The 10,617-nt window shown below is 64.9% G+C and carries 9 protein-coding genes and 2 rRNA genes (1 of these 11 only partly in view); 5 read left to right on the forward strand and 6 right to left on the reverse strand.

Going from position 1 to position 10,617, the window contains the following annotated elements; genetic code table 11:
* Positions 1–22 precede the first annotated feature (22 nt).
* The 3 genes from N8888_RS18440 to N8888_RS18450 are packed head-to-tail and all read left to right on the forward strand — an operon-like array spanning position 23 to position 3,537.
* On the forward strand, positions 23–1,858 hold the full coding sequence (locus N8888_RS18440; RefSeq protein ID WP_111187173.1) for a GspE/PulE family protein: 1,836 nt from the start codon (positions 23–25) through the stop codon (positions 1,856–1,858).
* Entirely contained in the window at positions 1,830–2,576 is a 747-nt protein-coding gene (locus N8888_RS18445; RefSeq protein WP_053517686.1) for a glutamine amidotransferase, read from the forward strand. Before N8888_RS18440 ends, N8888_RS18445 begins: the two co-directional genes overlap by 29 nt.
* Before the next feature lie 49 nt (positions 2,577–2,625).
* A complete protein-coding gene (locus N8888_RS18450) occupies positions 2,626–3,537 on the forward strand; it encodes a BPSS1780 family membrane protein (RefSeq protein WP_065174240.1) in 912 nt (303 codons plus the stop codon).
* Positions 3,538–3,610: 73 nt separating this feature from the next.
* Here N8888_RS18450 and tatC read toward each other — a convergent pair whose 3' ends face one another.
* From tatC to N8888_RS18470, 4 genes are all read right to left on the reverse strand, one after another.
* Positions 3,611–4,360 carry a twin-arginine translocase subunit TatC gene (gene tatC, locus N8888_RS18455; RefSeq protein WP_010482410.1) on the reverse strand — a complete coding sequence of 250 codons (750 nt, stop codon included), beginning with the start codon at positions 4,358–4,360 and terminating at the stop codon, positions 3,611–3,613.
* On the reverse strand, positions 4,357–4,842 hold the full coding sequence (gene tatB, locus N8888_RS18460) for a Sec-independent protein translocase protein TatB (RefSeq protein WP_065181400.1): 486 nt from the start codon (positions 4,840–4,842) through the stop codon (positions 4,357–4,359). Before tatB ends, tatC begins: the two co-directional genes overlap by 4 nt.
* A gap of 15 nt (positions 4,843–4,857) precedes the next feature.
* Positions 4,858–5,085 carry a Sec-independent protein translocase subunit TatA gene (gene tatA, locus N8888_RS18465; RefSeq protein ID WP_053517682.1) on the reverse strand — a complete coding sequence of 76 codons (228 nt, stop codon included), beginning with the start codon at positions 5,083–5,085 and terminating at the stop codon, positions 4,858–4,860.
* Positions 5,086–5,160: 75 nt separating this feature from the next.
* Positions 5,161–6,054 carry a lipid-binding SYLF domain-containing protein gene (locus N8888_RS18470; protein WP_053517681.1) on the reverse strand — a complete coding sequence of 298 codons (894 nt, stop codon included), beginning with the start codon at positions 6,052–6,054 and terminating at the stop codon, positions 5,161–5,163.
* Between the two features lie 166 nt (positions 6,055–6,220).
* Here N8888_RS18470 and hemH point away from each other — a divergent pair, with 166 nt between their 5' ends.
* The gene (hemH, locus tag N8888_RS18475; protein ID WP_053517680.1) at positions 6,221–7,183 is read left to right on the forward strand and encodes a ferrochelatase; all 963 of its coding nucleotides are present in this window, start codon (positions 6,221–6,223) and stop codon (positions 7,181–7,183) included.
* Entirely contained in the window at positions 7,180–8,034 is an 855-nt protein-coding gene (locus tag N8888_RS18480) for an alpha/beta fold hydrolase (RefSeq protein WP_263176560.1), read from the forward strand. The genes hemH and N8888_RS18480 overlap by 4 nt, the downstream gene beginning before the upstream one ends.
* Positions 8,035–8,101: 67 nt before the next feature.
* On the opposite strand, the gene rrf is transcribed toward N8888_RS18480, so the two are convergent.
* Both rrf and N8888_RS18490 read right to left on the reverse strand, forming a co-directional pair.
* A 5S ribosomal RNA gene (gene rrf / locus N8888_RS18485) occupies positions 8,102–8,216 on the reverse strand.
* A 125-nt stretch (positions 8,217–8,341) separates the two neighbouring features.
* Positions 8,342–10,617 (reverse strand): 23S ribosomal RNA (locus tag N8888_RS18490); it runs 604 nt beyond the window's last position.

Consider the following 10,617-nt stretch of genomic DNA (forward strand, 5'->3'; position numbering starts at 1 on the left):
CGTACCCGGGAGGAGCAGGCAGATGGAACATCGGCTGCCGGCGGGCACGCCCGGCGAGCCCGGCGCGGTACCGCTGCCGTGGGGCCGCCTGCTGTTTGAACAGGTCTCGGCCGCACTGCTGGCCGATGGCCTGGTGGCCGGGCAGGACCGCGAGCGCGTGCGGTTTTCCGCGCAGGGCGCCCGCAACGCCAGTGAAGTCCATCCGCTGGTACTGCTGTCCAACCTCAAGCTTGCCGCCAGCGACGGCGGCGAACTGACCCTGGAACGCCTCACCGAGTGGCTGGCGCGGCGCACCGGCACCCGCTACCTGCGCATCGACCCGACCCGCGTCGATGTGGCGGCGGTCACGGCCCTGGTTTCGCACGCCTATGCGCGCCGCCATCGCTTCCTGCCACTGGCGGTGGACGCCGAACGCGTGCTGGTGGCCACCAGCGAACCGCTGGTACAGGAATGGCGCCGCGACCTGCAGCACCTGACCCGCCGCCGCATCGAGCTGGCCGTGGTCAATCCGCTGGACCTGCACCGCTACACCATGGAGTTCTACGGCGTCACGCGCTCGGTGCGTGGCGCGCGCGGCGACGTGCGCGGCGAGGTGAACACCGCCCTGCCCAGCTTCGAGCAGCTGGTCGAGCTCGGCCGCACCGGCGACGTCAATGCCGACGACCAGCACATCGTGCACATCGTCGACTGGCTGCTGCAGTACGCCTATGAGCAGCGTGCGTCGGACATCCACCTGGAACCGCGCCGCGACATGGGCCGCATGCGGTTCCGCATCGATGGCGTGCTGCACAAGGTGTTCGAGGTGCCACCGGCGGTGATGACCGCCGTGGTCAGCCGCATCAAGGTGCTGGGCCGCATGGACCTGGCCGAGCGTCGCCGGCCGCAGGATGGCCGCATCAAGACCCGGTCACCGGGTGGGCGCGAGGTGGAAATGCGCCTGTCGACCATGCCCACAGCGTTCGGCGAGAAGTGCGTGATGCGCATCTTCGACCCGGATGCGGCGTTCAAGAGCATCGACCAGCTGGGTTTCAGCCCGCAGGAGGCTGCCGGCTGGAACGCCCTGGTCGAGCGTCCGCACGGCATCGTGCTGGTGACCGGCCCGACCGGCTCCGGCAAGACCACCACCCTGTACTCCACGCTCAAGCGCCTGGCCACCCCGGACGTGAACGTGTGCACGGTGGAGGATCCGATCGAGATGATCGCGCCGGAGTTCAACCAGATGCAGGTGCAGACCAACATCGACCTGGACTTCGCCAGCGGCGTACGCACCCTGCTGCGGCAGGATCCGGACATCATCATGATCGGCGAGATCCGCGACCTGGAAACCGCGCAGATGGCGGTACAGGCGTCGCTGACGGGCCATCTGGTGCTGTCCACCCTGCACACCAACGACGCCCCCTCGGCCATCACCCGCCTGCTCGACCTGGGCGTGCCGCATTACCTGCTGGCCTCCACCGTCAACGGCATCCTCGCCCAGCGCCTGGTGCGCACCCTGTGCCCGCACTGCAAGCAGCCGCATACGCTCGGTGCCGCCGATTGGGCGGTACTGGCTGATAGCCATGCCGCATATCCAGATGCCGCCACGCCCTGTCGGCCGGTCGGTTGCCTGGAGTGCCGGCGCACCGGTTTCCTCGGCCGCATCGGCCTGTATGAGTTGCTGCCATTGGGTTCGCGGCTTCGCGCGCAGATCCGCGCCGACATGGATCTGGCCGGTTTCAGCCGTGCCGCCCGTGCCGAGGGCCTGCGAACCCTGCGCCAGGCGGGGCTTGAAAAGGTGGCGCAGGGGCTGACTACAATCGAGGAAGTCCTGTCTGTCCTGCCGCCCCCGGATGAACCCAGCGCCCTTCCTGATTCTTGAAACCGGCCGTCCAGTGCCCTCGCTGCGTCGTTATGGGCGTTTCCCGCACTGGATCCGCGTCGCCGCCGGCCTGGAAGAACACGAGACGGTGGTGGTCGATGTCGAGCACGGCGGCGTCCTGCCCGACCCGCGCGCGTTCGCCGGGGTGATGGTGACCGGCTCGGCCGCTTTCGTCACCGACCACGCCGACTGGAGCGAGCGCAGCGCGGCGTGGCTGCGGCAGGCCGCCCACGATGACGTGCCGGTGTTCGGCATCTGCTACGGGCACCAGCTGCTGGCGCATGCGCTGGGCGGCGAAGTGGCCTACAACCCGGCCGGACGCGAGTCGGGCACCATTGAACTGGAGCTGCAGCCGCAGGCAGCACAGGACCCCCTGTTCCAGGGGCTGCCGCAGCATTTCGCGGCACACGCGACCCATCTGCAGACCGTACTGCGTGCCCCCGAGGGGGCCGCCGTGCTGGCACGGTCGCCGCAGGATGGCTGCCATGCCTTCCGCTGGGGCCGGCAGGCGTGGGGCGTGCAGTTCCATCCCGAGTTCGCCACCCACCACATGCGCGGCTACGTGCGTGCGCGGGCTGACTGCATCGGCCGCCACGGTGGCTGCGCCCGCAGCATCGAGCGCGCGGTCAGCGCCGCCCCCCTGGCCCGGCAGCTGCTGCGCCGTTTCGTCCGCCAGGCGCGGCAGTCTTCAGCCCAGCCGGCGGCAAAACAGGGATAATCGGCGGCGCGGGTACTGCCCGCTCCCCTTCTGTCCTCTCCGGATGTCCATGAAAGAGATTCGCAAGCTGCCGGCCTCGGCGGGCGCCCAGTGGTTGCTGGATACGTTCTCCCTGTACCGGCGTGCACCGCTGCAGCTGGCGCGGATCGGCCTGACCTGGATGCTGGTCAGCTGGGTGGTCACCCTGCTGTCCACCCTGGTGCCCGGCGCGCTGGGCCTGGCCGTGCAGCTGATGACCCTGGCCGTCTCGCCGATCATGTTCGGCGGCATGCTGTACGCCATGGGCGAGATCGACGATGGCCGGCCCGGCCTGGTCACCCACCTGCTGCAGCCGATCCGTGACCACCGCGTCAGCCACCTGCTGGTGCCGCTGGCGATCCAGGTGCTGGTGGTCCTGCTGCTGGGCGTGCTGCTGTACCTGATGATCGGTCGCGAAGGCTTCGCCGCCTTCAGCGACGTCATGGCACGGATGGAAGAGATCGCCCGCAGCAACCAGCAGGTCAGCCCCGAAGCCGCCGCCGAACTGGTCGCCCAGCTGCCGGCCACGCGCATCGCACTGTGGATGCTGCTGGTGTTCGTGACCGCCATCGCCCTGACCCTGGCGATGTTCACCCAGCCAGCGCTGGTGGTGTTCGACAAGCAGAGCGGCATGCACGCGCTGCGCCTGAGCCTGCAGGGCTGCATCGAGAACATCGCGGCGATGGCGGTGTTCGCTGTGCTCGGCGTGATCGCCGCCTTCTGCGGCTACATCCTGTTCGTGATCGTGATCCAGATCGCGATGCTGCTGGGGGGGCAGATGGTGGCCGTGTTCATCGCACAGCTGCTGCTGACCACCGTGGTGATGCCGCTGTACGTCGGCGCGGTGTATGCCGCCTGGAAGCAGATGTTCGTGCACCGTGGCAGCCGTGGCGCTCCGCCGCTTCCGGCCACGCCGCCGGTGAACGACGTCTTCCACGCCTGAGCACGCCCAACGGTAGCGCCGGGCCATGCCCGGCGGGCTCTACCCATGCCGGGCATGGCCCGGCGCTGCCGCATCACGCGGCGGGCTTCTTCACCACCGAGGACGGCACCAGCCACCGCGCGGCATGGATGCCCAGCTCGTACAGCAGGCACATCGGGATCGCCAGCATCAGCTGCGAGACCACGTCAGGCGGCGTCAGCACGGCCGCCACCACGAAGATGCCCACGATCGCGTAGCCACGGCCCTCCTTGAACTGCTGCGGCGTCACCCATCCCAGCAGTACCAGGATCACCATCGCCACCGGCAGCTCGAAGCTGCCACCGAAGGCGAAGAAGATCGCCAGCACGAAATCCAGGTAAGCGTTGGCATCCGGAGTGATCGCGATCACATCGGGGCTGAAGGTGGTGAGGAAGTGGAACACCGCCGGCAACACCAGGAAGTACGCGAAGGCGCAACCGGTGTAGAACAGCAGCACCGACGACACCAGCAGCGGCACCGCCAGGCGTTTTTCGCGGGCATACAGTCCCGGCGCGACGAAGGCCCACAGCTGGTACAGCAGCCACGGCACCGCCACGAACAGCGCGACGAAGAAGGTCAGCTTCAACGGAGCGAAGAAGGCGCCGGCCGGGTTGGTGGCGATCATCGTCTGGCCGTTCGGCAGCTGCGAGACCAGCGGTTCGGCCAGCGCGTTGTACAACTTCTGGGTAAAGGGCAGCAGTGCCAGCAGCACCACGCCCAGGCCCAGCAGCGCACGCACCAGGCGGCCGCGAAGCTCCACCAGATGCTCAACCAGCGAGCTCTCGCCGAAATCCTGTTCGCTCATCGGCCGCGCTCCTCGCTCTGCGACGCTGGCACCGGACGGGTGTCGTCTACATCCGCTGCGGATGCAGCGGACGCCCCGCCGGCATCGGCCGCAGTGCCGTCGCCCATGGACGCGGGAGGTGCAGCCTGCTGTGCCTGGCTGACATGCGGCGGCAGGTCCGCCGGCGCCGGTGCCCGCGTCTCCTGCGCCAGCGCATCACCCTGCTGCTGTGCCTGCGCGGCTTCGCGACGGATCGCCTCGCCGCTGGCACGCAACTGGTTCTCGGTGTCCTGCATGCCCTGCCGCACGTCCTGCATCTGCCGCTTGATCTCTTCGGCCTGCAGTTCGCGCTCCAGTTCCTGTTTCACCGAGTCCCACTGATTGCGGGCACGACGGACCCACAGGCCGGCAAAACGGGCCGCCTTGGGCAGACGCTCGGGACCGAGCACCACCAGGGCGACCACCGCAATGACCAGCAGTTCGCTGAAGCCGATATCAAACACCGCGACCGCTCCGGATCAGCGTGCGTTGCGGTCGTGCTCGTCCTGCGCGGTGCGCGAGGCGTCCTGGCTGCGCGTCTCATCGCCCAGCTGCGCGTTCGGCTTGTCCTCGTCGCGCATGCCCTTCTTGAATTCCTTGACCGCCGAACCGAGGTCCTTGGCGCCGCTGGTCAGACGCTTGGTGCCGAACACCAGCAGGACGATGGCCAGCACGACCAACCAATGCCAGATGCTGAAACTGCCCATAAAGACGCTCGTTACGTTAGTGATCAGGCTGTCGAGCATAGCGCACCGGCCGTTAGCCGGCGCGCGTGACGAAAGTCAGTTCCCGCCCAGCGTCTCCGTGCGGATTTCGCCTTCATTGACCGGCTGGAAGCCCTGCTGCTGTGGCGGCGGGTTCTGCGGCACGTTCTGCAGGGGCGCGGTGGTGGCTTCCGCCGGGACCGCCGGGGCTGCCTGAACAGGCGGCGGTGCGACCGTCGGCGCCGGAGCCGGGCGCGAGGCCGTGCCACCATTGCCACCGCGGTTGTTGCGCGCGGCATAGGTCGCCTCCTCCAGGCGATCACGGAAGGCGACCACATCCATCGACGGCGCACCTGCTGCCCGGCCCTCGAAGATCATCCGCGGCGTGGTGTTGCTGCCATAGGCGTCAAGGTTGGCGGCATCGTCGATCTGCAGCACCGCACCGTCCAGGGCGACGCCGGCGAACAGGCCACGCGCACGCGACCACGACCAGATTTCGGCCTTGAGCTGGCCGTCGGTGGCCGCGGCCGCATTGCGGCCGACCGGACCGGCCGCCACACCGGCATCGGCGCCCAGGGTGAACTTGCCGTTGACCAGGTTGTCCAGGCTGCGGTCGTTGCGGAACACCAGCACCACGTCCGACGACTGCACGCCGGCCTGGAAGCCAATGCTGCCGCCGGTGAGCTTGACGAAGACCGGGTTGGACCACGCGCCGTTGGGCATGCGGACCGACATCAGGCCATGCCCACGGCGGCCACCGATGACCAGGCCTGCCTTGATCGTGTCGGGAATGACGATGACCGCGCGGCCTTCGTCGAGCAGTTTGTCCGGAATCCCCTGTTCAGGGATTTCCTGGATTTCAGCCAGCACACGCACCGCGTTGCGGGCGCGCTGGTCTTCCTGCGGCCCGGCCATGGCCTGGCTGGACAGCAGGCTGGCGGCGATCAGCAGGGCTTGGATCGGGCGACGCATGGCAGGCTCCAGAAGTCAGTCCATAGGAAGATATAGCAAGTGACTGAAATTAGTAGTGTTGTGATGAATCGGCAATGAGCGTCATCGGTCCCGCATCGGAGATGACTATGCCTGCGATGCAGATCCTGCATCCCGATACAGCGGCAGATCGGCGACAATGAGCCCCATGCTCGACGCACCCGATACCGCCGTGCTGGCGGTCAACCTAGGCACGCCCGAGACGCCGACGGCCCCCGCCGTACGCCGTTACCTGGCTGAGTTCCTGTCCGACCCGCGCGTGGTGTCGATTCCGGCGCTGCTGTGGCAGCCGCTGCTGCGCGGCCTGATCCTGCCATTGCGCAGCGGCCGCTCGGCCGCCAAGTACGCCCAGGTCTGGCTGCCCGAGGGCTCGCCGCTGATGGTCCATACCCGGCGGCTGGCGCAGGCCATGCAGGCACTGCTGCCGACCCTGCGCGTGCGCCATGCGATGCGCTATGGCGAACCCGCATTGACCGCGGAACTGGACCGGCTGGCGGCGGAAGGCGTGCGGCGCATCGTCGTGCTGCCGCTCTATCCCCAGTATTCGACCACCACCACCGCATCGGTGGAGGATCGTGTCGATGCCTGGCAGCGCAGGAATCCGGGCATCACGGTCAGCCTGGTACAGGACTACTCGGTCGACCCGGACTGGGTCGCGGCCGTGGCAGCCTCCATCCAGCGCTACTGGCAGGCGCATGGCCGTGGCCAGAGGTTGATGTTCTCCTTCCACGGCATTCCACAGCGCCTGGCCGATGGCGGTGATCCCTATCCGCAGCGCTGCGAAGCCAGTGCGCAGGCGATCGCCAATGCGCTGGGCCTGGAACGGAGCGAGTGGCAGCTCGGCTACCAGTCGCGTTTCGGGCGCGAGCGCTGGTTGCAGCCGTATGCCGAACCCAGCCTGTGGGCGCTGGCCGAGGCCGGCGTGAAGCAGATCGACGTGGTCTGCCCCGGCTTTGCCACCGACTGCCTGGAAACGCTGGAAGAAGTCGAGATGGGATTCACTGAAACCCTCGCCGAACGCGGCGCACGGATGCGTTACATCCCCTGCCTCAACGATGGATCCGAGCACGCGCGTGCCTTGGCACGGCTGGCCGTGGCCTCGCTGGCATGAGCCTGCAGGGGTTCGAACTCGAGGTCGGCGGCGCGCGCGTGGCCGGCCTGCGCAATCACGGGGACGGCCCGCGTGTGCTCGCCCTGCACGGATGGCTGGATAACGCCGCCAGCTTCGTGCCACTCGCACCGCATCTGCCCCATCTGGATCTGGTGGCCATCGACCTGCCTGGCCATGGCCACAGCGCCCATCTCCCGGCCGGCGCCAGCTACACCACCGCTGCCGCGATCTGCCACGTCCTTGACGTGGCCGACGCGCTGGGCTGGGAGCGCTTCAGCCTGCTCGGCCATTCGATGGGTGCGGGCATCGCCAGCCTGACGGCGGCGGTCAGTGACCGCATTGAACGCCTGGTCGCCATCGAAGCGCTGGGCGGCCTGCGGGGACCGGAAGAGGACACCGCGGATCGGCTGCGTGAGCATGTGACTGCCACGCGCGCGCTATCGCGCAAGCAGCTCAGGGTCTTCCCCGATCTTGCCGCGCCAATCCGCGCGCGGATGATGACCAACCAGCTCAGCGAAGGCTGCGCGCGCCTGCTGGTCGAGCGCGGGGTCGAGCCTGTGGAGGGCGGCTATCGCTGGTGCAGCGATCCGCGCCTGATGCTGCCCACCGCCATCCGGCTCAGCGAGGGCCAGATCGACAACCTGCTGCAGGCCATCGCCTGCCCTACGCAGGTGATCTACGCGACTCCCGCGCAGTCGTACTATCCCGAGCCGATGCGCAGCGAGCGACTGCAGCACCTGCGCGACGGGCGCCTGGCCGTGTTTCCGGGCAACCATCACCTGCATATGGAAGCGCCCGCCCAGATCGCGGCAGTGATCCAGCCGTTCCTGGGACACGGCAGCGCCGGCTGAAACATCGGCTGCTGAAACGCATAAAGAAAAACCCCGCTGCGTGAGCAGCGGGGTTTTTGGGTATAAACCCTGGCGATGACCTACTCTCGCATGGCTTGAGCCACACTACCATCGGCGCAGCTGCGTTTCACTTCCGAGTTCGGGATGGGATCGGGTGGTTCCACAGCGCTAATTTCACCAGGGAGGCTTTTGGAGAGTCGCACTCGTCCCGAGGGACAAGGCGCCAGCCTCGCATAGTTCTTGTGACGTAGCGTGCACTTGGATGCTCTTACGACGCTGTCGTAAAGCCAAGGCAACTTGAGGTTATATGGTCAAGCCGCACGGATCATTAGTATCAGTTAGCTCAATACATTGCTGTACTTACACACCTGACCTATCAACCACGTAGTCTACATGGTTCCTTCAGGGGGCTTGTGCCCCGGGAGATCTCATCTTGAGGCGCGCTTCCCGCTTAGATGCTTTCAGCGGTTATCGCTTCCGAACATAGCTACCCGGCAATGCCACTGGCGTGACAACCGGAACACCAGAGGTTCGTCCACTCCGGTCCTCTCGTACTAGGAGCAGCCCCTCTCAAATCTCCAACGCCCATGGCAGATAGGGACCGAACTGTCTCACGACGTTCTGAACCCAGCTCGCGTACCACTTTAAATGGCGAACAGCCATACCCTTGGGACCGACTACAGCCCCAGGATGTGATGAGCCGACATCGAGGTGCCAAACACCGCCGTCGATATGAACTCTTGGGCGGTATCAGCCTGTTATCCCCGGAGTACCTTTTATCCGTTGAGCGATGGCCCTTCCATACAGAACCACCGGATCACTAAGTCCTAGTTTCCTACCTGCTTGATCCGTCGATCTTGCAGTCAAGCACGCTTATGCCTTTGCACACAGTGCGCGATGTCCGACCGCGCTGAGCGTACCTTCGAGCTCCTCCGTTACTCTTTAGGAGGAGACCGCCCCAGTCAAACTACCCACCATACACGGTCCCCGACCCAGATAATGGGCCCAGGTTAGAACGTCAAGCACGACAGGGTGGTATTTCAAGGATGGCTCCGCCACAGCTAGCGCCATGGTTTCATAGCCTCCCACCTATCCTACACAGACGAACTCAACGTTCAGTGTAAAGCTATAGTAAAGGTTCACGGGGTCTTTCCGTCTTGCCACGGGAACGCTGCATCTTCACAGCGATTTCAATTTCACTGAGTCTCGGGTGGAGACAGCGCCGCTGTCGTTACGCCATTCGTGCAGGTCGGAACTTACCCGACAAGGAATTTCGCTACCTTAGGACCGTTATAGTTACGGCCGCCGTTTACTGGGGCTTCGATCAAGAGCTTCGCCTTGCGGCTGACCCCATCAATTAACCTTCCAGCACCGGGCAGGCGTCACACCCTATACGTCCACTTTCGTGTTTGCAGAGTGCTGTGTTTTTGATAAACAGTCGCAGCGGCCTGGTTACTGCGACCCTCTTCAGCTATAGCTCGCACGAGCCACCAAAAAGGGTGCACCTTCTCCCGAAGTTACGGTGCCATGTTGCCTAGTTCCTTCACCCGAGTTCTCTCAAGCGCCTGAGAATTCTCATCCTACCCACCTGTGTCGGTTTACGGTACGGTCTGCGTAAGCTGAAGCTTAGGAGCTTTTCCTGGAAGCGTGGTATCAGTGACTTCGCCTTAAAGGCTCGTCTCGGTGCTCGGTCTTAAAGGATCCCGGATTTGCCAAAGATCCAAACCTACCGCCTTTCCCCGGGACAACCAACGCCCGGTACACCTAACCTTCTCCGTCCCTCCATCGCACTTACGCGAGGTGCAGGAATATTAACCTGCTTCCCATCGACTACGACTTTCGTCCTCGCCTTAGGGGCCGACTCACCCTGCGCCGATTAACGTTGCGCAAGGAAACCTTGGGCTTTCGGCGTGCGGGTTTTTCACCCGCATTATCGTTACTCATGTCAGCATTCGCACTTCCGATACCTCCAGCAGACTTCTCAATCCACCTTCGCAGGCTTACGGAACGCTCCTCTACCGCGCATAACAAAGTTATGCACCCCAAGCTTCGGTTCAGTGCTTAGCCCCGTTAAATCTTCCCCGCAGACCGACTCGACCAGTGAGCTATTACGCTTTCTTTAAAGGGTGGCTGCTTCTAAGCCAACCTCCTGGCTGTCTGTGCCTTTCCACATGGTTTTCCACTTAGCACTGAATTTGGGACCTTAGCTGTGGGTCTGGGTTGTTTCCCTTTTCACGACGGACGTTAGCACCCGCCGTGTGTCTCCCATACAGTCCGTCTCGGTATTCGGAGTTTGCAATGGTTTGGTAAGTCGCGATGACCCCCTAGCCATAACAGTGCTCTACCCCCGAGAGGATACATATGAGGCGCTACCTAAATAGCTTTCGAGGAGAACCAGCTATCTCCGGGTTCGATTAGCTTTTCACTCCTAATCACACCTCATCCCCTACCTTTGCAACGGGAGTGGGTTCGGGCCTCCAGTGCGTGTTACCGCACCTTCACCCTGGGCATGACTAGATCACCCGGTTTCGGGTCTACTGCCCGCGACTATGCGCCCTTATCAGACTCGGTTTCCCTTCGCCT

The organism is Stenotrophomonas maltophilia, assembly GCF_025642255.1.
Lineage (GTDB): Bacteria > Pseudomonadota > Gammaproteobacteria > Xanthomonadales > Xanthomonadaceae > Stenotrophomonas > Stenotrophomonas maltophilia_P.

What these genes read in the sequence shown, in the direction of transcription:
- hemH (WP_053517680.1), top strand. Translation starts at nt 6,221, where the DNA reads ATGCTCGACGCACCCGATACCGCCGTGCTGGCGGTCAACCTAGGCACG.
- tatA (WP_053517682.1), bottom strand. Translation starts at nt 5,085, where the DNA reads ATGGGCAGTTTCAGCATCTGGCATTGGTTGGTCGTGCTGGCCATCGTC.
- N8888_RS18450 (WP_065174240.1), top strand. Translation starts at nt 2,626, where the DNA reads ATGAAAGAGATTCGCAAGCTGCCGGCCTCGGCGGGCGCCCAGTGGTTG.
- N8888_RS18470 (WP_053517681.1), bottom strand. Translation starts at nt 6,054, where the DNA reads ATGCGTCGCCCGATCCAAGCCCTGCTGATCGCCGCCAGCCTGCTGTCC.
- N8888_RS18440 (WP_111187173.1), top strand. Translation starts at nt 23, where the DNA reads ATGGAACATCGGCTGCCGGCGGGCACGCCCGGCGAGCCCGGCGCGGTA.
- N8888_RS18445 (WP_053517686.1), top strand. Translation starts at nt 1,830, where the DNA reads ATGAACCCAGCGCCCTTCCTGATTCTTGAAACCGGCCGTCCAGTGCCC.
- tatC (WP_010482410.1), bottom strand. Translation starts at nt 4,360, where the DNA reads ATGAGCGAACAGGATTTCGGCGAGAGCTCGCTGGTTGAGCATCTGGTG.
- N8888_RS18480 (WP_263176560.1), top strand. Translation starts at nt 7,180, where the DNA reads ATGAGCCTGCAGGGGTTCGAACTCGAGGTCGGCGGCGCGCGCGTGGCC.